The organism is Flavobacterium sp. MR2016-29 (assembly GCF_015350695.1).
Taxonomy (GTDB): domain Bacteria; phylum Bacteroidota; class Bacteroidia; order Flavobacteriales; family Flavobacteriaceae; genus Flavobacterium.
Window position 1 is genome coordinate 567,483 of record NZ_JADKPU010000002.1, and the last position, 20,980, is coordinate 588,462.

20 protein-coding genes are annotated in these 20,980 nt (G+C 32.6%); 3 read left to right on the top strand and 17 right to left on the bottom strand.

Annotated features, from left to right (window positions below):
- Positions 1-4: 4 nt before the first annotated feature.
- Genes IR010_RS08355 through IR010_RS08365 form a run of 3 tightly spaced genes read right to left on the bottom strand, consistent with a single transcriptional unit; the run spans position 5 to position 4,282 of the window.
- The gene (locus IR010_RS08355) at positions 5-2,398 is read right to left on the bottom strand and encodes a M28 family peptidase (protein ID WP_194603018.1); all 2,394 of its coding nucleotides are present in this window, start codon (positions 2,396-2,398) and stop codon (positions 5-7) included.
- Positions 2,399-2,408: 10 nt separating this feature from the next.
- Positions 2,409-2,756, bottom strand: a complete 348-nt coding sequence (locus IR010_RS08360) for a hypothetical protein (protein WP_029271158.1) — start codon at positions 2,754-2,756, stop codon at positions 2,409-2,411.
- Positions 2,753-4,282, bottom strand: coding sequence for a bifunctional GNAT family N-acetyltransferase/carbon-nitrogen hydrolase family protein (locus IR010_RS08365; RefSeq protein WP_194567449.1), 1,530 nt, complete (start codon positions 4,280-4,282; stop codon positions 2,753-2,755). The genes IR010_RS08360 and IR010_RS08365 overlap by 4 nt, the downstream gene beginning before the upstream one ends.
- A gap of 176 nt (positions 4,283-4,458) precedes the next feature.
- On the opposite strand from IR010_RS08365, the gene IR010_RS08370 reads away from it, so the two are divergent.
- The gene (locus tag IR010_RS08370; protein WP_194567447.1) at positions 4,459-4,791 is read left to right on the top strand and encodes a single-stranded DNA-binding protein; all 333 of its coding nucleotides are present in this window, start codon (positions 4,459-4,461) and stop codon (positions 4,789-4,791) included.
- A gap of 62 nt (positions 4,792-4,853) precedes the next feature.
- Here the strand turns inward: IR010_RS08370 and IR010_RS08375 are convergent, their stop codons facing one another.
- From IR010_RS08375 to metG, 11 genes are all read right to left on the bottom strand, one after another.
- On the bottom strand, positions 4,854-5,546 hold the full coding sequence (locus IR010_RS08375) for a DUF2461 domain-containing protein (protein WP_194567445.1): 693 nt from the start codon (positions 5,544-5,546) through the stop codon (positions 4,854-4,856).
- Positions 5,547-5,623: 77 nt separating this feature from the next.
- Positions 5,624-5,809 (bottom strand): hypothetical protein, encoded by a 186-nt coding sequence (locus tag IR010_RS08380; RefSeq protein ID WP_029271150.1) that lies wholly within the window; start codon positions 5,807-5,809, stop codon positions 5,624-5,626.
- 79 nt (positions 5,810-5,888) lie between these two features.
- Positions 5,889-6,407 carry a ferritin gene (locus IR010_RS08385; protein WP_029271149.1) on the bottom strand — a complete coding sequence of 173 codons (519 nt, stop codon included), beginning with the start codon at positions 6,405-6,407 and terminating at the stop codon, positions 5,889-5,891.
- Positions 6,408-6,500: 93 nt separating this feature from the next.
- A complete protein-coding gene (locus tag IR010_RS08390) occupies positions 6,501-7,937 on the bottom strand; it encodes a hypothetical protein (RefSeq protein ID WP_194567443.1) in 1,437 nt (478 codons plus the stop codon).
- Positions 7,938-8,151: 214 nt separating this feature from the next.
- The gene (locus IR010_RS08395; protein WP_194567441.1) at positions 8,152-9,630 is read right to left on the bottom strand and encodes a hypothetical protein; all 1,479 of its coding nucleotides are present in this window, start codon (positions 9,628-9,630) and stop codon (positions 8,152-8,154) included.
- 185 nt (positions 9,631-9,815) lie between these two features.
- On the bottom strand, positions 9,816-10,952 hold the full coding sequence (locus tag IR010_RS08400) for an OmpA family protein (RefSeq protein ID WP_194603021.1): 1,137 nt from the start codon (positions 10,950-10,952) through the stop codon (positions 9,816-9,818).
- A 111-nt stretch (positions 10,953-11,063) separates the two neighbouring features.
- Positions 11,064-11,693 carry a chloramphenicol acetyltransferase gene (locus IR010_RS08405; protein WP_194567437.1) on the bottom strand — a complete coding sequence of 210 codons (630 nt, stop codon included), beginning with the start codon at positions 11,691-11,693 and terminating at the stop codon, positions 11,064-11,066.
- A complete protein-coding gene (locus IR010_RS08410) occupies positions 11,693-12,400 on the bottom strand; it encodes an HAD family hydrolase (RefSeq protein WP_194567435.1) in 708 nt (235 codons plus the stop codon). Before IR010_RS08410 ends, IR010_RS08405 begins: the two co-directional genes overlap by 1 nt.
- Before the next feature lie 91 nt (positions 12,401-12,491).
- Positions 12,492-13,385: a DMT family transporter gene (locus tag IR010_RS08415; protein ID WP_194567433.1), complete on the bottom strand. Its 894-nt coding sequence runs from the start codon at positions 13,383-13,385 to the stop codon at positions 12,492-12,494.
- Positions 13,386-13,413: 28 nt separating this feature from the next.
- A complete protein-coding gene (locus IR010_RS08420; protein ID WP_194603024.1) occupies positions 13,414-14,895 on the bottom strand; it encodes a hypothetical protein in 1,482 nt (493 codons plus the stop codon).
- Between the two features lie 143 nt (positions 14,896-15,038).
- Complete coding sequence (metG, locus tag IR010_RS08425) at positions 15,039-17,096, bottom strand: methionine--tRNA ligase (protein WP_194603027.1); 2,058 nt, start codon at positions 17,094-17,096, stop codon at positions 15,039-15,041.
- A 307-nt stretch (positions 17,097-17,403) separates the two neighbouring features.
- On the opposite strand from metG, the gene IR010_RS08430 reads away from it, so the two are divergent.
- Positions 17,404-17,631: a CDGSH iron-sulfur domain-containing protein gene (locus IR010_RS08430; protein ID WP_194603030.1), complete on the top strand. Its 228-nt coding sequence runs from the start codon at positions 17,404-17,406 to the stop codon at positions 17,629-17,631.
- A gap of 134 nt (positions 17,632-17,765) precedes the next feature.
- A complete protein-coding gene (locus tag IR010_RS08435; RefSeq protein WP_194603033.1) occupies positions 17,766-18,902 on the top strand; it encodes a DinB family protein in 1,137 nt (378 codons plus the stop codon).
- Between the two features lie 41 nt (positions 18,903-18,943).
- Here IR010_RS08435 and IR010_RS08440 read toward each other — a convergent pair whose 3' ends face one another.
- The 3 genes from IR010_RS08440 to IR010_RS08450 form a co-directional block, all read right to left on the bottom strand.
- Complete coding sequence (locus IR010_RS08440) at positions 18,944-19,846, bottom strand: PhzF family phenazine biosynthesis protein (protein ID WP_194567418.1); 903 nt, start codon at positions 19,844-19,846, stop codon at positions 18,944-18,946.
- 62 nt (positions 19,847-19,908) lie between these two features.
- The gene (locus tag IR010_RS08445; RefSeq protein WP_194603036.1) at positions 19,909-20,466 is read right to left on the bottom strand and encodes a YdeI/OmpD-associated family protein; all 558 of its coding nucleotides are present in this window, start codon (positions 20,464-20,466) and stop codon (positions 19,909-19,911) included.
- Between the two features lie 2 nt (positions 20,467-20,468).
- On the bottom strand, positions 20,469-20,870 hold the full coding sequence (locus IR010_RS08450; protein WP_194603039.1) for an RDD family protein: 402 nt from the start codon (positions 20,868-20,870) through the stop codon (positions 20,469-20,471).
- Between the last annotated feature and the right edge of the window lie 110 nt (positions 20,871-20,980).

Below are 20,980 nucleotides of genomic sequence, written 5' to 3' on the forward strand. Positions count from 1 at the left end.
AAATTTATTGAGGCTTAACAGGTGATATCAAGCTGTCTTTTGCAATAATAGCACTGTCTTTTGCCACTACTGCTGGTGCAAGCGGCGTTACTGGCGCTGTATATTTTTTTATTTTTTGATGAATTAAAACAGCATCATTCAAAACAAATGGCGTTGGCATCATCCAGTCGCTTCTTGGTTTGATTTGAAACAATGGATTAGTCATCAAATCGAAAGAACTTTCGATTAAATCCATATCAAAAACAGATGATTTGTTGATGTAGAAATCTAGGACCAAAGGCTCATTTCCAACTACATAATAGCATAGAATTTTCATTCCTTCTCGTTCCAGGCGATTTCCTTTTTCGCCTGAAGTTGAAACGCCGTTTGCCTTAAAGTTGAAAAACGTCATTTTAGGATTGGCAAAAATGTCGTAACGATTAACTTTTCGATTTGGCGTAATTTTTATTTTTAGATATCTATTATTTCCTATTACGCTGTCTTTTAAGAAAGCAATTGTCGGCTTAGGAACATCTACAACTGGCGCGATCGCACTGTACGTAAAACTTGAATTGTATTTGCTCGCTATTGGCAGACTATTTAAACCAACTGCTTTTTGATTTTTGTCACCTAAATAAGTTCTAGTCCATTCGTCTAAATTAACATCATAAGTAGTCCAAACTGCAGAGTTTGTGTTTGCATTGTAAACGTATAACAAACTATTTGATTTTGCTTTGCCAGGTTCGTAGCCAGAATTGTAACCGGCATAGATGAAAAAGGCTAGGGAAAATGCAAAAAACAGCATAGTCCAACTTCCCTTTTTAATAAAAGCTCCAAATATTGGAAGTAATAATCCGAAGAGCAAAACCGTCAAAATTGCGCTTCCAAAAAGTATTTTTAACCCTAACCCAATAGGGAACATTACGATAAATGGCGCTATAATAGCCAAAGCCGGAATACTTAATATTAAGTTTAAGCCAAGACTGTAATGTGAAGTCAAAACATAAATTCCGAATAAAATAACTCCGAAATAAACAGGTATAATTAAGAAACCAGCTCCTGTTAAATTATTCGCTAAAAAAGCATTAATGACAATCCAAAGCAATAATGGCGATACAAAATGATTCATTGTCGCTCTTGTTTCAGAGAAATGATGATAAAACGCAAAACAAATAGCAATGCTTAACATTACAAACGCTCCAATATAAGCATGTCCGTTATAAGTAAATCCGTTTAGTAAATCAGAATATTGAGGATAAGCTTCTAAAACTATTTTCCATCCTAAAAAAGTAACCAATCCGGCAATTATCAAAGAACCTAAAAGTGGCACAAAACCTCTGAAAATTTCTCTGAAAGTGATAATGTGTTTTGCTTTTCCAATAAAAATGAAAAGAATCAATAATCCTAACGCAATAATTGTCATTGGCATAACCCATGTAAAGGGATAACTTATAAAAGAAAACGGAACACTAAAATAAACATCGTCTTGTGTAGAATCTGTTGCGTTTAAATCGATATTCGAAAAATATTTTAATAAAGGCATTAAATACGTTCCCTGATGCGCAAGAGTCATTTTGTTTAAATGCTGTACGTCGTCTTGCTGTGTGTGGTAATTGTAATGTCCGTCTATAAAAGCAAAATTGAATCCCTGAATGTTTCCTTGTTTTCTAAAAACGGTCAAATCAGTATCGTTTGGAAGCATTTTGTAAATACTGTACATCAACGAATTTGAAACAGGATAAGGTGCTTTTGCTTTACTGAATTCTTTAACGAGCTCTTTATTTCCTTTGTTGGTTTCCATCAGCATATAACTTGGCCCAGAAGAACCTCTTGCTTCAAAATTGATAACCAAACCAACGTCTTTTGCCCAAGGATGCTTATTTACGAAAAGTGCGGCACCGTTTAAGCCTAATTCTTCAGCATCAGAAAACAAAATAATAATGTCATTTTTATGAGGTTGTTTAGCGTATAAAAATGCACGGATTCCTTCGAGTATAGTAGCAACTCCAGAAGCATCATCACTTGCACCTTTAGAAAAAGAATGCGGAGCACTGTCATAATGAGAAAGCAGTAAAAGTGCTTTTGAGTTATTGGTTCCTTTTATTCTGGCCAGAATATTTTTTGATTTTACTAAAAGTCCTTTATCGTTTAAAGTAAATCCTTCTTGAGTTGAGGTTTCTAAACCAATTCGGTTTAGCTCAAGTTTTAAGTAATTTGCAACTAATTCATGATTGGTAGATCCCACATAATGTGGCTTTTGGGCAATAATTTCTACTTGATTTAATGCCCTTTCTGTAGAGAATTCAGCGAGTGCTTCTTCTTCTTTAGAAATATATTGAGGCATCATAGTGGCATAAATAATGCCGAGTATTGCTAAGACACAAATGAAAGCAAGAATTGAGGTGGGGTTTTTTTTCATGATGAATGGTCTATATTTCTTTTTTAACAAGCATAAAATAATCGTTGTCTAGAGAACGGTATCCTTGGTCATACAGGAAATAGTAGGTATTTCCTGTTTTCGTTTGCAAGATATTGGTAAAGAAATCAAAATCAAAACCTTTATTAATCATTTTATCCCTCGTTGCTTTCGATTTTCCTTCTGTATTTAATTCAGCCAAAATACGGTAATTTTTGCGTAATTTATTGTTTACATTGCGCATAAAATTAGTGCTGTCTTTGTTTATTTTATTATTGTAGGCATTTCGGCAGCTGTCTGAACAAAATTTCTTGTCTTCGCGGCCTACAAGTTTTTCGGAGCATTCCAGGCATGTTTTCATTGCTCAATTTTTTTTATTTCATATAAATCAGTTCTTCTGTCTTTTAATATTCGCACACTTCCATGTTCGTGAAGCTGTTTTAATAAATTCAAATCAACATCTACAATTAATGTCATTTCAGTATTTGGAGTAGCTTCGGCCTTAATTCCATTACTTGGAAAAGCAAAATCAGAAGGCGTAAACACAGAAGCCTGCGCATACTGAATGTCCATGTTATTTACTTTTGGTAAGTTACCAACACAGCCTGCAATTGCTACATAACATTCATTTTCGATTGCGCGTGCCTGCGAGCAGTGTTTTACGCGTGTATAAGCATTTTGAGTATCCGTTAAAAAAGGCACAAACAAAATATTCATTCCTTCGTTGGCCAATATTCGAGAGAGTTCTGGAAACTCAACATCATAACAAATTAAGATTCCAATTTTACCGCAGTCAGTATCAAAGGTCTTAAATTGTGATCCGCCTTTCATTCCCCAATGTTGAACTTCGTTTGGCGTGATGTGAATTTTGGTATACATTTCAGAAGTCCCGTCTCTTTTGCATAAAAACCCAACGTTGAAAAGATTACCGTTTTCTAAATGAGGCATGCTTCCGGTAATAATATTGATGTTGTATGAAATGGCAAATTCCTGAAAACGCTTTCTAATCGGGTCAGAATAACGGGCTAATTCACGAATCGCCTCAGCTTCAGATAAATGATTGTAATCGGCCATTAAAGGTGCAATGAAAAGTTCTGGAAACAAAGCAAAGTCAGCTCCATAACCAGAAACAACATCAATAAAAAATTCAGATTGCTCAAAAAATTCTTCTAAATTGTTTAATTGACGCATTTGCCACTGCACTAAGCCTAGGCGTATTACACTTTTTTCAAGATTAATCAGTTTTGGACTTTCATCATAATAAACATTGTTCCATTCAAGCAAAACGGCAAATTCTTTTGATTCTTCGTCGCCTTCGAGGTAATTTTTGATAATTCTTAAAACGTGAAAATCATTGCTCAACTGAAAAGAAAGTACAGGATCGTGCAATTCTTTATGTTTTACTTTATCAATGTAAACTTTTGGAGTCATTTTTTTTGCATGTTGAGAATAATTTGGAATTCTTCCTGCAAAAACAATCGCTTTAAGGTTTAATTGTTCGCAAAGTTCTTTACGCGTATCATATAAACGGCGGCCTAAACGCAAACCTCTATAATTTGGATGTATAAAAACATCGATACCGTACAAAATTTCCCCATTTGGATTATGGGTTGAAAAAGTATAGTCGCCTATAATTTGTCTGTAATTATGCCTTTTGTCTACTAATTTTTCGTCTACTATTAAGGATAGGGCAGAGCCTACAACAATGCCGTCGACCAATATTACAAGTTGGCCTTCAGGAAATATAGAAAGTAATTTTTTAATATCGTTAGGCCTCCAGTATGAATTCGCCATTTCTGGATACGATTCGACCATTGAATTTTTTAATTGCTGATAATCGTCGAACTCTAGATTTCGTAGTTCAACTTTATTAATTTTTGTCTGCATGTAGTAAGATTTGTGTTAAATATACGAAAAATTTTTCCATTTACAAACGTTTACAAATAGTTACAACCGAAAGTAAATAGATGTTAACCGAATATTCTCTGCCTTCCTTCACATCTTTGCACCGTTGAATTTGATAAACGAATTCAAATTATAAGCACATCTAAAAAATATACGCCATGAATGCAATGAAAAACAGAGTACAATTAATTGGAAAAGTAGGGAATGATCCAGAAATCAAAACATTAGAAAACGGAAAAAAATTAGCACAATTAACTATTGCAACACACGATTATTACAAAAACGACAAGGGGGAGAAAATAGAGCAAACCGAATGGCATCGTATTACTGCTTGGGGAAAAGTGGTTGAAATTATCGAAAAATATGTGGTAAAAGGCAAAGATGTTGCGATCGATGGAAAATTAACCCACAGAAGCTACGACGACAAAAACGGGGAAAAAAGATTTATTACAGAAGTTGTAGTCAATGAGATTTTGCTTTTGAGTAAATAATGAGAAAATTAAAGCCCGATAACTTGAGAAGTTATCGGGCTTTTTGTTTGAATCAGTTGTAATTATAAAACCGAAGCGCCATTAACATCGGTTGAAAGTACTTCGCTCATATAATCAAAAAAAGGCCTCATATTTTTACATGTTTCCAAAGCTTGTTTTAAAAAAATCGGACTTAAAACTTCTTCATCTGTAAAACGCTTAATAATCAAAAACTGTTTGTAACGAAGCAGATCGATAGCTTCATGATTTACATCAAAACCCTTTGGTGTGGTTTTAAGCTGTTCGCCCTGCAAAGTTCCAAAAGTGTTTACAAAAGATTTTGACTGCAATATTTTTCTAAATAATTCAGGATCTTGGGCAAATTCGTTTCTAATACGTTTTAAATCTCCAGCATTTGGTCCCCAAAAACCGCCGGCAAAAAAACTGTTTCCTTTTTCGAGATGAAAATAATAGCCGCCGCGTCTTGCGCTTGTTGCTCGTGTAAAACTGCCTCCCCAAAAAGTTTTAAAAGGAGTTTTGTCTTTTGCAAAACGAATATCACGATATATTCGGTACACACTTTTTTTTCCAGAGGGTGTTTCTAAAACATCGGTTTTAGAAAGTTCTTGAAGCAGCGCACCAGCAAAAGTTTCAATATGATTTAATTCTTTTAAGTATTCTGGCTTATTAGCTTCAAACCAAGGTTTGTTATTGTTTTCTTTAAGTAGAACCAAAAAATCAAGGCTTGATTTAGGTATAGTAATTGGGTTGTTCATAATTGAAAATTGATTCTTTAAATATCAGAAGAAACTAAAAACCCACCAAATATCTTGGTGGGTTTGTATATATTTTGTTAAGCCGTTTTTTTGAATAAGTCAAACATAGGACAACGCGAGCAACGTTTTTTTTCGCTTTTTTTATATTTCTCACAGCACGAAGACTTACAGTTTTCAATCTTCTTAATTTTATCAAGGATATCTTTGTTTTTCTTTTTCTTTTTATCCTTTTTCTTGTCCTTGTCTTTTTCTTTCTTGCTCAATTTTCCTCAGTATTAAAACAGAGGCAAATATAAAAGAATAAAAGTTATTTTTAAGTATTCTAAATAAACTTTAACTTTTTTATTTTGGATTAATTGCAATTGAACTTGTAACTGTTAATTGCTGAATATCACGATCAAACAAATAAAGTCCGCCTTTGTCATCGCCAATTAAGTTGATTTTATCTAAGATAGATTTAGCTGTAGCTTCTTCCTCGATTTGTTCAGATACATACCATTGCAAGAAATTATGAGTTGCATAATCTTTTTCTTCAAAAGTAATGTGTACCAATTCGTTGATAGATTCTGAAACAAAAATTTCATGACTGTACAGTGCTTCAAACATTTCTTTAAATGTAGAATAAGAAGTTTTAGGTGCTTTAAGATCTGTAACTTGAGCATGACCTCCACGTTCGTTCACATATTTTACTAGTTTGAGCATATGTGCACGCTCTTCATCTGACTGTGTGTACATAAATTGAGCGATTCCCTCTAATCCGTGTACTTCAGCCCAGCAAGCCATAGAAAGATAAGTTTGCGAAGATTCTGCTTCTATGCGAATTTGCTTGTTTAAAGCTGTTTCAATATTTTTTGATAGCATAATGATGTCTTTTTTGTAAAGTTAAAAAAAATAATTCAAACCATTTTTTTTAACCTAGAAACAAGCCACATTTGTATTAATTCTCAATAAAGATTAATTTCTGTTTAACGGAATAGATTTAGAAAATATCGCTTTATTCATAATTGGATTTCCAAAACCTTGATCCATAAAACCATCTGTAAATTTGCGCATAGTATAGCTTTTTGTATCTACGTCGTAATATCCTAAAATATAAAAATCGGTCAATTTAATAATACTCACCATTAAAATATTCTTACTATTGCTCATAAAATAGTTAAGATTATCAATTGCCAGCGGTTCAGCCTGGCTATTATTTATAAATTCAAAATCGGAGTTTAATGCAGCGTCAAAAAACACCATTTTGCTTGAATCCTGAATATTATTTTGCCCGTAATTGTAACTTATGCCAAATGATTGATAAGAAGCAAATCCACCGAAAGTAATAAACGTAATTTGCTTGTTTTTAAAAGCCGAGAGAGTTGCATTAACAGTCGATAATTGTTTCAAAAACTTACTGGTAGTTTTTAACTTCTGAGGTTTTTCTTCGTTTATCTGTAAAAACATAGGTGAATTTTTAAAACTGATGGTATCATTTTTTGTAACAGAAATGGTTTTTATGTCTTTACCGGAATAAAAATCTTTTATGCTGAACAAAAATTGCTCGCTGTTTGCACTAAGTTGATAAAGTTTGTTTTCTAGATAAAAAGAGTTTGTACTTTTTGATGCTGTTTGAGTAACAGGGGTATCAAAAATTTTCTCCGTAACTTCACTAGTCTGCAGATTTAGATTAAAAACTTGTGTATGATTTATGTTATAATCAAATGTTAGAATAATACGGTCATCGAACACATACATCTTGCTTTTCTTTTCGGTTTTATCTAAAGTAGAAAAATCGTCAGTTTCAATTTTTTCGATTGGGTAATGATATTGAACAAGTGCGCTAAACGAAAGATTTTGAGCTTTTTCATTTTTAAAAGAAAACGAGGTGAAATCGAACATTTTTATTTCACATTTATCGTTTCGGAATTCAAATAATAGCAAATGCTCCTGATCTTTTTCTTTTGACAGCACATAAAAGGCATTATTTTTTTGAAAAGATGTTATAATGTTTCCTGTATTTGCCGGAAAATCAAAATTCAAGGAGGTTGATTTTTTAGTTTCCAGATTATATTTTATTATACGGATACTTTTGTGGTTTTCAGAATCCCAATAAAGTGTTGGGTTTTCATCTTCACCAAAACTATAACCCATCAAAACCCTCTTTTTTTCAGCTCGGAGCGTGTCTTTGAATTGGTTCGCAAGAAACAGAGATTTATTAAACTTTAAAATATTGATGGCTTTATTATCAGAAGCAAAAACATAAACTTCATGAGTTTTTGTGTTTTCAGCATTAATAAGCTGGCCACTTTCTGCTGGCTTGCTCAAATTTAAAACAGAAGAATTTAATATGGTCTGGCTTATCAATATTGATTGCGAGAATAGAAGGAAGAAAAGCAGTAGTTTTTTCATTAGGATTTGCTCAGATATATTTTCAAAATTAATGAAATAAATGAGTTTTTGAAAAGGAAAACAAGAATACACAAAAACAATTTTCTATTTGGGGAATCATAAAAACAGTTTAATTTGTTTTAAAAAAAAACTCTTCTTGTTAAGCTTTTAATTTTTAGTACTCGTTTTGGATTGATACATTGGTGCTGATGAATTGAAGTTAATCCGAGTAAAGTCAACGCCTATTTTTTGAGAATGACTTCGAAAAACTAGACGGCGTATCGAGCGGGTCAATGGCATCGTCAGTTTCAAATCCATCCTGAAATTTTCGCATTATATATTGTTTTGTGCCTTTGTCATAATAACCTAAAATGTAGTAATCTTTAAATTTCATTATGCTTTGTAAGGTTACTTTTTTGTTTATATCTAAAAAATAGGAAATATTATCAATGGCAAGCGGTTGTGGTTCGGGGTTTACAAATTCATGATTATCATTCAGTTCAGTTTCAAAATAAACACTTTTTGAATGTATCTCAGCTGGATAACCGCCTTGGTAAAAATTGGCTTCTGGAAAATCTTGCGTGAAAGGATCATAAAAATTATTAAACATCGAAGAGGGTTTTTCTATTTCTGAAGCTCCTCCCAACATAATAAAAGTATTTTGATCATTTTTGAAAACAGATAAACCAATATCTAATTTAGATAAATGCTGTAGAAACACATTGGTTTTCTCAAATTCTTTTGGCTTTGCACCATCTCGTTCTAGAAAAAAAGATGAGATTTTAAAATTGATGTTTTCATCTTTAGAGACTTTAAAACTCTTTATAGTCTGATTTGAATTAAAATCTTTTATATCAAGAAACATTTGTGATTTATCAGCAGTTATCTGATAGAGTTTATTTTGGTGATAAAAAGAATTACTTACTATTTTGGGGTTTTGGATAATTGATTGTGTAAAGTTTTTTTCTTTTATTTCTTCACTTTCCATACTAATTTCAAATACCTGAGTTTTTTTAGGATTATAATCTAAGGTCAAAATAAATTTGTCATCCAGAACATAAAATTTACTCTTTTTCGCGCTTTTGTACAAAGAATTGTAATCACCAGCTTCAATTTTTTCAATTGGATTTTCTTTGATAAGCTGTGTGAAAGTTAATAAATGTGTGCTTTTATCTTGAAAAGTAAAGGGTGAGAAATCAAATATTTTTTCTTCAACTGTCCCGTTTTTAAAAGCGTAAACATTTAATGTTGGCTTAGAGACATCTTTTGAAAGAATGTAAAATGAATTGTTTTTTTGAAATATATCTACAACGTATTGATCTGCAGATGGAAAACTGAAATTCAAGACCTTAAAGGTTTTGCTTTCCAAATAATATTTAATAGCAAAAATGTAGCTGAAATCAAGTCTGGACCAATAAAGTGTTGGGTTTCCGTCTTCGCTAAAACTATATCCAATTAAATGCTTATCATCTAGATTTTTTATCGGAGCCTTGTATTGATCTGTTAGAAATAAAGAAGCATTGTATTTTAAAATCGAAATGTTTTCATTATCAGAAGCAAATACAAAAACCTCATGGGTTTTGACATTCTCTACATTTAGAAGTTCGTTATTAATCCCTGATATTTTTAGATCTAATGGATAAGAGTTCAATATCGTTTGACTAAACAATATAGATTTATAGAATAGAAGAAGGCAGAGTAATATTTTTTTCATACGTTTTTATGGACAAAAATCATTCCAAAATTATGATAGTTAATGATTTAGTAAATTATGAATTATCCAGATTAAACATTGTTTTTTAAATATTAAAAAGATAAGTTTTAATGATAATATAAAAACATATATAAAAAAAGCCCTAAAGGAATTTCCTTTAGGGCTTTTTTTTGTTTAGTTCAGAATTATTTTACTCTGAAAGTAACTCTTCTAGCTAATCTTCTAGCTTCTTCTGAATCTTTTTGGATAGATGTATCAGCACCTTTTGCTGCTACATTTAATCTTGAAGATGAAATACCCGCTTTTTCGAAAATAGTTTTTACGTTATTTGCTCTCGCAGTTGATAATTTTTCATTGTACTCAGAACTTCCAACTTGATCAGCGTAACCAATAATATCTAAAGAAGCTGATGGATGTTTTCTTAAATAACTTAAAACTACATCAATTGCAGCTGTAGAATTTTCGATTGGAGTTGCTTTGTTAAAGTCAAAATAAACACTGTAGTATTGTTCGTTGATCATTTCTTTGATAAGATCTTTGTCATTTACTACCGTATTGTTAACTGGTTTTTCTACGATTACTTGTTTTTCTGGCATATTTTTAACCATTGCTTCCAAATCAGCAATTTTGTTTTCTAGTCCAGAAACATCAGTATCTTGAGAAACTACAGTCCAGTCAGCATGTTTTGTGTTTTTTCCTAAGTAAACATTTAGTCCAACTGTTCCGTTAAAAACTAAGCCTGAAAACCCTCTGTTTTCTGGAACAATTACACCGTCAAAAGTTGCATCTTGTGAAGCATTCATAATCGTAGAAAAATCACCTGTTAAAGCAATTCTGTTTGATAATCTGATTTGACCTGTAATACCAGCAATAAAATTACCAACTCTGTCTTTTACATGTAAATCTTTATTTTCGATTTGGCCAACTCCAAAACCAGCATGTCCTAATAAACCAAATGTATTAGTCCAAGTTTCAAAATTCATGATTCTCCCTAAGTTTGCTACACCTTGTAAATCTACTCTGTAGTACTTAGTGTCGAAATCTTGAGAATTGTTTTTTCCTGTAAAGCTGTTATATCCAAAATCAGCTTTTAAACCAAATTTGTTGTTTAACATATAACGTACTCCAAAATCACCAACAAATGGACTTGGCGTCGAAGTAAAATAGTTAGAACTGAAAGGGCGTTGAGGTTTGTTTACCCCTCCATCTAATTCTATAGACCATTTGTTATAGTCATTCCCCGTCTTTTTTTCTTTTTCTGTTTGTGCATGAAGGTTTGTTAAACCTAGTGAAACCGCAAGAATAAATGCAATTTTTTTCATTGTAATTTGAGATTTTAAATTTTTCCCAAACCAACAATTATTTGTAAGAATTATTATCCAATAAAAGCCAAAAACGTAGCAAAATAAGGTTAATTGTAAAACTTAAAAAAATCAGCTATTCATTAAATTTTGAAAAATATCTACAAACTGGCCAACGTGTAAGCCGTCCATCAAACCATGATGAACATGAACAGACATCGCAATAGTTCTTTTTCCGGTTTCTGAAGTGATCATTTTTCCGAAAGAGATTTTAGGACAGCTATCTGGAAAAGTATAACTTCTTGCGTGAGAAAGTGAAGTAAAATTCAGCCACGGAATTGCCGAAAAATGAATCAGGTTATCGTTATCAAAAGATCTTGTAAAAAGTCCGCTTGTGTTTTGAATACGTTCAATTTCTGCTAAAGCTGTTTTCTCAAAGATTTTAAAATCGGGATTGTATTCAATTAAAGAAAATCCAAAAGTGCCGTCTTCACGGCCTATTGTTGCAGAAGCATCGACGCGTTCGTTAATGTAAATTTGGTCTTCTGAAATTCTATATTTAAAATTCTCAACTGAATTTACCGCGACTAATGTTTTATGAAGATAATAGATAAAGAAGGAAGCTTTCAAATTTTTAGCCGTTTGATAAGCTTGGGTACAATCAATTTCGACAGTTGCACCAAAAAATGGTTCTTCCATTTGTCTGAAATGCTGAAAATGTTCTTTTCTATTCCAGTTTTCTAAGTCTAAAAGTGTTTTCATTATAATAAATTGTGAACGACTTCGGTAATTTTTTCGAAGGAACTAAAATGTTCATGTTCGACTTTGTGATTAATTTTTTCGTGCTCCCAAGTGGTATGAAACGGAATGTGAACGGCATAACCGCCAATTCCCAAAACTGGAAGAACATCTGATTTTAAAGAATTTCCGATCATCAAAAATTCAGAAGCTTGAATATCTAGACGTCCTAATAATTTCTCATAATCGACTTCTTGTTTGTCTGACATTACTTCAATATGATGAAAATAATGCCCCAATCCAGAACGATGTAATTTGCTGTGCTGATCTTTCAAATCACCTTTTGTAGCAACGACTAATTTGTATTTTCCGTGCAGTGACTGTAAAGTTTCTTCGATTCCATCCAGCAATTCGATTGGTTTTTCAAGAAGTTCTTTTCCGTATTGAATAATTTTTTGAATAACTTCAATCGGAATTGTATTTTCTGAAATGTTCATCGCCGCTTCAATCATCGAAAGAATATAACCTTTAATTCCGTAGCCGTATAATGGCAAGTTGGCAATTTCGATCTTAAATAACTCCTGCGAAATTCCCTGATGCGAAAGATAATCTTCCATCAAGGCACAAAATTTATGTTCGGTTTCTTGAAAATATGGTTCGTTTACAAACAAAGTGTCATCAGCGTCAAATGCGATTACTTTTAAATTTGGTATTTTGCTTTTATGTAACATATGTTTTTTGTTTCAAGTTTTTGTTTGTTTCAGTTTTTTTTGACACAGATTATTGAAATTAAAATGATTTTCAAATCTGCATGAAACCATTTTAAATCAATTTCTTAGAAAAAAGCTTTTTTAAAGAAATAGTTTTATCGTAAAAAGTAATTCGGATTCCGAAAAGTAAAACGATTCCGCCGAAAACCATTTGTAAAGTTATTTGTTCTTCTAAAAACAACCAAGCTAAAATAGATGTAATTACAGCCTGGCTCAATAAACTTAATGAAACGCGGGTTGCGCGCATATGTTGTGTCGCATAACTAATAGAAAGCCAAGCGCATAATTGACAAATTACCGCTTGAAGCAAAAGTACAAACCAGCCCGTATTTGAAAATCCGGTAAAAGGTTGGTTTAAAGTATAACAAAGAATTCCTAAATAAATACTTGAAGCTAATAAACTAATAGTCATAAAAGACAAAACATCCACCTTTGAAAGTACATTTTTGCTGACCAAAAGATAGATCGAGTACAGAATTCCGGATAAAACTGCAAACAAAAAAGCCTGATTGAAATTCAATTCCATAAAAAAGCTAAAACCAACTAAAGTCACCATTCCGAATAAAGAAACAATCGTTCCGATCCAGAAATTAGTTGCCGGTTTTGATTTTAAAAACAAGAAAGAACCAATCCCAACCCAAAGCGGAGATAAATTTGTAAGCAACGAAGCCTGCGTCGCGCTTGAATCCTGAATAGCGATATTCCAGACCGCAACATCTGAGGCGAATAATATGCCACAAAGCGCTGCCAAAAGAATAAATTTTAGTGTTGGAATTTTAAAATTTTTGCTTAATAAAACATAGGGCAAAAGTAAAATCACCGCAAAGAACATTCGATAAAAAGCCGAAATTAATCCTGGCGCTAGTTTAAGCTTAACCAATATTGGAAAAATCGATATGCAGAGTATACCGCAGATTAGAGCTAATCTTGGTTTTGTGAGTTTCATTTAAATTTAAATTACGCTTTTCAAATCATTATTCAGAAAAGTTGAAAATTTGATATTTTTTATAGTCTTTGCTATAGTTTCCTAGGTATAAACTATTTTTGAATTTAAAAAGTATTAGATCTTTATACAAACTTGTTGAAAACATCGAAACAGTGCCTTTAATTTCTTCGTTCTCTTCGAGGAAACTCCTAGCTTTATCAAAAGCTGAGGTTTTCATCTCGCCATCAAGATGCCCAAAATTAGCATCAAATAGACAATTTGTATACACTACAACTTTATCTTTATAGGAAATTAAATTTTCTACTGTATAACTTCTTCCATAACTAAAAGGGGCTATTGCGGCTCCTCCCATACCCATGCCACCTGCACCCATTGCCATAGCGCCACCTCCATGAATAATGTCATCAGAACTACCCAAAACAGTGTAGTAAATTCCATTTAAATTATAACATGAAATGCTTGGCGAGTCTTTAATTTTTCTTAGAAATTGTTCTGAATTTTTAATAGGTTTTTTACTAAAGAGAAAGCCGTTATTTTGCTGAAAAAAATCAGAATTTTTAAATCCTATTTCCTCATTATGCAAAACTTTATATTCATTAATTTTATTACCATTTAAATCAGTAATGGTAAAAAACAAAACAAATGAATTTGTTTTTAACTGAAGGATTTTATTGTCAATCAAAAATGAATTCGATTTAAATTGTATTGCTCCATACTCTCCTTTAATAGTTTCTCGTTGTTTAATTGATATTAGATTTGATGTGAAGTCTAAAAGATTAATTCTTAAAATTTGTGTTGCTTTTGTAGTATTGTCTATCGTAAAAATAATCTCGCCAGGATTAGAAGTATAAATTTTATATCTTTTAGAACTCATAGCTAATGATGGAGGACTGTCACTGGCTATAGTTTGAAAACAAGGCTCTGAAGACTCATCAGTTAAGACAGTATATAAATCTTCAGGGTGATTAAATATATTTTTAAATTCGAAATGAGATAAATCTACAGTTTTTTCAATTAGGTTTCCATCATTGTTTGAAATATAAAATTTCAAAAAACTTGTATTTTTAACAATCGTAATTAGATAAAAAGTATTGTTAATAGTAACTTCCTTAACTATTTTTTCTTTTTTTAATTCTAGTGAAATTGGAGTTGTACGAGTTTCTTTTTTTGCAAAATTAAAATATTGGGCACTGATTTCTTTTCTATCTTCCGATGCCCAAAAAACAAAATAATTATTATCCTTTTGACTATAACCAATTATATTGTCATATTTTTTTTCTGGACGGGTAGCGGTCAAAGAATCTATAATATTGAACTTCTCATCAAATCTTATTGAAGTGACTTTTTCCTTATCATTTAAAAATAGAATTACTTCTTTTTCAGATTCATTAACTACTTGAAAAAAATCTCTTTTCTTGTCTAATTTTAAATCAAATTCTTTTACAATTTCTTGCGAGAAAGAATTTAAACAGCTGAAAAATAAATAGGTGATAAATAGTTTTTTTATCATTACAAATGGTTAAAAGGTTTAGTTTAGGCGAATATCTTATTTTTTTTCCAAACTTTATTAGGCGTAAGAAATTTTTTAAAAACAAAAAGCGTGAATAGATTATCATCAATCGATTCACGCAATTTTATAGTATTTATAAAACGTTAGTTTATCGTCTCACCATTCGGTGCATCAGCATCTGGATTTACAAAAACTAGTTTTCCTTCAGCATTTGTTGTCATTAAGATCATTCCCTGGCTTTCAACACCACGTAACGCTCTTGGTGCTAAATTTGCCAGAACTGTAACGCGTTTACCAATAATTTCTTCGGGAGAAAAGCTTTCGGCAATTCCTGAAACGATTGTGCGAACGTCAATTCCGGTATCGATTTTTAGTACCAAAAGTTTGTTTGCTTTTGGCATTTTTTCAGCTTCAATAATGGTTCCTACACGTAAATCCATTTTAGCGAAATCCTCATATTGAATCAAATCTTTTTGAGGCTCAGCTTTTTTGTTTTCAGCGATGTTTGCGGTTTTGGTAGCTTCCAATTTGTCTATTTGTTTTTGTATTTCTTCGTCTTCGATTTTTGCGAAAAGCAATTCTGCTTCGCCAATTTGGTGACCTTCAGGAATTAATTCTGAATTTTCAGCAACGTCATTCCAGTTCAATTTGCCTTCATTTTTCAATATTCTTGACAATTTAGCCGCAGTAAAAGGCAGGAACGGTTCAGCTAAAATGCTTAAAGCGGCAGCAATTTGCAATGCCACATACATTTGTGTTTTTACACGCTCCGGATTTTCTTTCATTACTTTCCAAGGCTCTTCGTCGGCAAGATATTTATTTCCTAATCGTGCAACATTCATCAATTCTCCTAAAGCTTCACGGAATCTGTAACGCTCAACCGAACTTGAAATCACGGCCGGATAGGCTTTTAATTCTGCTAAAGTATTTTCGTCAACTTCTGATAATTCATTCGGAGTTGGAATATAACCGTCATAATATTTGTTGGTTAAAACCACAACACGATTAATAAAGTTTCCAAAAATCGCAACCAATTCGTTGTTATTTCTCGCTTGAAAATCTTTCCACGTAAAATCGTTATCTTTAGTTTCAGGAGCGTTAGAAGTTAATGCATAACGCAATACGTCTTGTTTCTCCGGAAATTCTTCTAAATATTCGTGCAGCCAAACCGCCCAGTTTTTAGAAGTTGAAAGTTTGTTTCCTTCCAAATTCAAAAACTCATTTGCAGGAACATTGTCCGGCAAAATATAGCTTCCTTCGGCTTTAAGCATCGCCGGGAAAATGATACAGTGAAAAACAATATTGTCTTTCCCAATAAAGTGAACCAGTTTGGTATCTTCATCTTTCCAGTATGGTTCCCAGTCTTTTCCTTCGCGCAACGCCCATTCTTTTGTTGATGAAATGTATCCAATTGGCGCATCAAACCAAACATATAATTTTTTTCCTTCGGCACCTTCAACCGGAACATCAATTCCCCAGTCAAGGTCACGCGTTACCGCACGAGGTTCCAATCCGCCATCAACCCAAGACTTTACTTGTCCGTAAACATTCGGTTTCCAGTCGTTTTTATGTCCGACTAAAATCCATTCTGTTAAGAAATCAGTATATCTGTCTAATGGTAAAAACCAGTGTTTTGTAGATTTCAAGATCGGAGTTTCTCCGGTAATTGTCGATTTTGGATTAATTAAATCCGTCGCATTCAAAGTCGATCCGCAATTTTCACACTGATCGCCGTAGGCTCCTTCATTACCGCATCTCGGACAAGTTCCAACAACAAAACGGTCAGCTAAAAACTGATCTGCTTTTGCATCGTACAATTGCTCTGTTATTTCTTCAATAAAATCACCATTCTCATACAGTTTTCTAAAAAATTCCTGAGCCGTATCATGATGAATTTTAGCCGAAGTTCTGGAATAATTATCAAAAGAAATCCCGAAATCAGCAAATGATTTTCTGATAATTCCGTCATATTTATCAATAACTTCTTGTGGTGTAATTCCTTCTTTTTTTGCTTTCATAGAAATTGCAACCCCATGTTCATCGCTTCCGCAAATAAATGCAACATCTTTTCCCTGCAAACGCAAGTATCTCGAATATATATCTGCCGGCACGTAAACCCCCGCCAAATGCCCAATATGAATAGGTCCGTTGGTGTAAGGAAGAGCCGCTGTAATAGTATATCTCTTTGGATTCTGTATCATAAGTCAATTTTATTGAGTGCAAAAATAAGCAATAGAATTGAGATTTTGTTATTTCGCCGAGATTCGCCAAGATTTTCGCCGAGATTCGCGGAGAATAAACACAGAGATTCACCAAGTTTTTAGTAAAGAATGCGAATTAATCTCGGAAAGTCAAAGATTCGCAAAGAAAATTTAATCTGACAACTGCGAACCTCTCTGCATCTCTGTTGAAAACCGCCATAAAATAGAACCAGTTTAAACTACGATTAGTATTTATAAATCAAGATATATTTCGCAATCTTTGCCCTGAAAAAAACAAAAACAAGTTATGAGCAAGACAAAATTAATCATCAATAAAAACGGATCTATAAAAATAGAAGGCGATTTCGAAATTATGGACGCTGAAGGAACGATTTACGGACTTCAAGGAAGATCTGCACTTGGACTTTGCCGTTGCGGATTATCTGCAAACAAACCTTTTTGCGATGGCGGACACCGTAACAATTTCGAGCACGATTCTATCGCGTTTGATTTGCCTCCTATGAAAACGAATTAAGATTCTTTCAGATAAAATATCTTAAAACCGCATTCTATTTGAGTGCGGTTTTTTTTTGTGCATTATTTTTCATAAAAGTAAGTTATTACTTAAAGAAACAAATATTACATTTACTGCAACTTTAATTTCCAAAAATGAAAAAACTAATAATACCACTGTTATTTTTGTTTTTCAGCACCAGTTATGCTCAAACACAAAAAACGATTTCAAGTGATTGGACATCTTTCAATCAGACAATTGATATTCAGACTGCTGTTACGAAAAAATTCAAGGTAATTGCATCTGTTAAAGCCGAAACTACAGAACCAACAGCTTGGGCTGGAGTATGGGCAAGAGTTGATACTAAAAATGATGAAGAAGGTTTTTTTGATAATATGCAGGACAGACCTGTAAAATCTAAAGAATGGAATTCGTATACTGTTGAAGGAACTTTAGATAAAAATAGCAAATCATTGAGTTTTGGAGGTCTTTGTATCAATAACGGAAAATTCTATTTTGATAAGTTCGAATTATGGATTGAAAATGATAAAGGTATTTTTGAACCTTTAACTGTTTTAAATTCAAGTTTTGAAACTGCTGTAAAGAATGGAGACATTCCGAAATGGAGTTTAGGAACTTCAAAAGAAGCCATTGTAAAAGTAAAGGAATATAAAATTACATCTGATAAATCAAGCGTTGATGGGAAAAGCAGTTTATTATTAGAAGGAAGCGGTATTAAACCAAGACCACAAGCTAGAATAGGAAATGTTGATGGAGCTTCTCCAAAGATCGCCGACATGATTTCGATGCTGGAAGATCTTAAATCTCGTGTTGAAAGAACGGTGAAAAACATGAGTCAGTATGAAATCGATTATCTCCATGATGAAGAGGCGAATCGAATTGGAGCTTTGGTGATGCATTTGGCTGCAGCCGAAAAATATTATCAGGTTTTTACTTTTGAAAACAGGGATTTTAATGAAGAAGAAAAGAAAATTTGGAACAACGCTTTAAATTTAGATCAAGGCGGACGCGACGAATTTAAAGGTCACGATATTCAATATTATTTGGACATTTATAATCAAGTTCGTGCAAAAACTATTGAAGAATTAAAGAAAAGGGACGATGCTTGGTTTGCCGAAGTTCAGTTAAAATACGACATGACCAATCAATATTGCTGGTTTCACGTAATGGAGCATCAATCGAGTCATTTAGGTCAGATTTTGTTTTTAAAGAAACGAATTCCGCCTCAACAAGAGCCACCAAAACCAATTAAACAAGGGATTAAAAACTAAAATATTATATATAAAAAAAGCTGCACTTAATGCAGCTTTTTTTATATATAAAGTTCACCTCGCATTGTAATAATAGAAGAACCGCCAACTAAAACATCATTTTGCCTGCACATTACTTCTATAAGCGATGCCTGGTTGAGTTTTACGCCTTGCAGAATTTTATATTCTTTATTTAATTGCGTGTATCTGTTTTTGGTTAAAAAGCCAATTAAAGGCCCAGCAGCAGTTCCTGTTGCAGGATCTTCTTCAATTCCGATTATTGGATTAAAAAATCGGGCTTCAACTATATGATTTTGATTTTCATTAGAAATAGAGAAACAATAAAACCCTTCAAATTGATATTCTTTCGAAATTTCAATCAAAAGTTTGCTGTCCGGAACACAATCATTTAATAATTGACTGCTTCGAACTGGAACCATAGTATGCGCTACTTCCGTCTGAACAACTGTTGGCACAAGCATATCGATTTCGAGATCTTCAATTTTAAAACCCAGCGCAATTGCTATTTTGTAAGTTGGTATTTGCTGTTTGATAACCGCTTGTTTTTGATGCATTTGCACAATCGGATATTGCGTAACAGTATCAAAACTTACCGTCAACGGAATTGGTGAATGTTTCATAATCACAAAACGATTGTTTTCGTCCTGCTCATCAAAAATGGGCATTTTTTTTAACAAAGCGCCACAGACTGCACCTAATAAATTATGTCCAGCACCGTCTATTTCAAATCCAATTGGCGTGAACGAGCGAACATTTAGTGCTTTTTGTTCTTTTGAATAGTAAACAAATGAAGTTTCAGAATAACCAAATTCCTTCGCAATATTTTGATAGGTTTCTAATTCTAAATTGCCATCAGTAAAAACGACAGACAACGGATTTCCTTTGTAACTTTCGTTTGAAAATACATCTAAAACGTAATATTGTAAGGCTGTTCTTTCTGTCATTGTTCTTCTTTTAGCTTTTTAACGGAATAAAGTTACTGTTTATTCTCAATTTAAATCAAAACTTACAACATTCGTTTTTGCTCAGCACTTATACTTATTGTTTTTTCGAGACGTGAAATTCTGGTTTTTTCTTGTTTCGCCGTCATAATCCAGTGAATCATAACTTTTTTGTAGGATGGCGCTTGGTTCTTAAAGTATTCCCAAGCTTTTTTATTTTCTTTAAATTGTTTCTCGAATTCTGCATCAAGAATGGAAGGTTCTTTTTCGTGCGAATAAATTCTGGATTTCGTTTCCGATCTTAATTCGAAAGCTTTTATGCCGGCTTCGTTCATCAATCCCCCTTTTGTGAGTTCCTCTATTTTTTTAATGTTGATAGCACTCCAAATGCTGGACTTTTTTCTCGGTGTAAATCGGATCGAATAACTTTCTTCGTCGATAGATCTTCGAACACCGTCGATCCAGCCAAAACAAAGCGCCTGATCTACAGATTCTGACCAGGACATTGATGGCTTTTTGCTGTTCACTTTATAAAAACCTACTAAAAGTTCGGTTTCTTTTTGGTGATGCTTTTCTAGCCATATTCTGAATTTTTCTTGGGTAGGGAAGAAGGTTGGGTTCATTTTTAAGTATTTATAACACTAGTCTTAGAAATAGAATCGTGCCAGCCAATATCAGATACCGCAAATGATATTGCATCGAAAGGAATAAATCGTGAAAGATTTCTAATTAACAGCTTTTTGAAATTTGGCTTCTTGTCATTTTCATCTATTACTTTTGTTGCAGTAAAAATTTTTCCTGGTGTTCGTCCAAAAAGAGATTCAAAAAACATATAATAAATAAAGCGCAATAATAAAAAGCAAGAGATATTTATTAAAGCCGATCCTTTGCCAATATTTGACTGTATCCAATCTTCAAAAAATAAAATAGTGATAATAAATAAAATCCAAGAAATAAAGTTATCAATAACAAGATTTAAAAATCTGGTTTTCTTGCTTGCGTAGTCTGTTAAAAGTTCATTATCCATAATGTTTTTTAAAATAAATTAAAAATTAACAATCATTCTAATTATCAATAAAAGTATAATAAATCCAACAAAACAGAATTGAACTATATTAATTTTTTAATTGCCAAACT

Coding starts and splice junctions, on each gene's coding strand:
- IR010_RS08430 (WP_194603030.1), top strand. CDS start 17,404: ATGAGCAAGACAAAATTAATCATCAATAAAAACGGATCTATAAAAATA.
- metG (WP_194603027.1), bottom strand. CDS start 17,096: ATGATACAGAATCCAAAGAGATATACTATTACAGCGGCTCTTCCTTAC.
- IR010_RS08440 (WP_194567418.1), bottom strand. CDS start 19,846: ATGACAGAAAGAACAGCCTTACAATATTACGTTTTAGATGTATTTTCA.
- IR010_RS08360 (WP_029271158.1), bottom strand. CDS start 2,756: ATGAAAACATGCCTGGAATGCTCCGAAAAACTTGTAGGCCGCGAAGAC.
- IR010_RS08385 (WP_029271149.1), bottom strand. CDS start 6,407: ATGCTATCAAAAAATATTGAAACAGCTTTAAACAAGCAAATTCGCATA.
- IR010_RS08435 (WP_194603033.1), top strand. CDS start 17,766: ATGAAAAAACTAATAATACCACTGTTATTTTTGTTTTTCAGCACCAGT.
- IR010_RS08450 (WP_194603039.1), bottom strand. CDS start 20,870: ATGGATAATGAACTTTTAACAGACTACGCAAGCAAGAAAACCAGATTT.
- IR010_RS08365 (WP_194567449.1), bottom strand. CDS start 4,282: ATGCAGACAAAAATTAATAAAGTTGAACTACGAAATCTAGAGTTCGAC.
- IR010_RS08395 (WP_194567441.1), bottom strand. CDS start 9,630: ATGAAAAAAATATTACTCTGCCTTCTTCTATTCTATAAATCTATATTG.
- IR010_RS08400 (WP_194603021.1), bottom strand. CDS start 10,952: ATGAAAAAAATTGCATTTATTCTTGCGGTTTCACTAGGTTTAACAAAC.
- IR010_RS08390 (WP_194567443.1), bottom strand. CDS start 7,937: ATGAAAAAACTACTGCTTTTCTTCCTTCTATTCTCGCAATCAATATTG.
- IR010_RS08370 (WP_194567447.1), top strand. CDS start 4,459: ATGAATGCAATGAAAAACAGAGTACAATTAATTGGAAAAGTAGGGAAT.
- IR010_RS08420 (WP_194603024.1), bottom strand. CDS start 14,895: ATGATAAAAAAACTATTTATCACCTATTTATTTTTCAGCTGTTTAAAT.
- IR010_RS08405 (WP_194567437.1), bottom strand. CDS start 11,693: ATGAAAACACTTTTAGACTTAGAAAACTGGAATAGAAAAGAACATTTT.
- IR010_RS08415 (WP_194567433.1), bottom strand. CDS start 13,385: ATGAAACTCACAAAACCAAGATTAGCTCTAATCTGCGGTATACTCTGC.
- IR010_RS08410 (WP_194567435.1), bottom strand. CDS start 12,400: ATGTTACATAAAAGCAAAATACCAAATTTAAAAGTAATCGCATTTGAC.
- IR010_RS08445 (WP_194603036.1), bottom strand. CDS start 20,466: ATGAACCCAACCTTCTTCCCTACCCAAGAAAAATTCAGAATATGGCTA.
- IR010_RS08355 (WP_194603018.1), bottom strand. CDS start 2,398: ATGAAAAAAAACCCCACCTCAATTCTTGCTTTCATTTGTGTCTTAGCA.
- IR010_RS08375 (WP_194567445.1), bottom strand. CDS start 5,546: ATGAACAACCCAATTACTATACCTAAATCAAGCCTTGATTTTTTGGTT.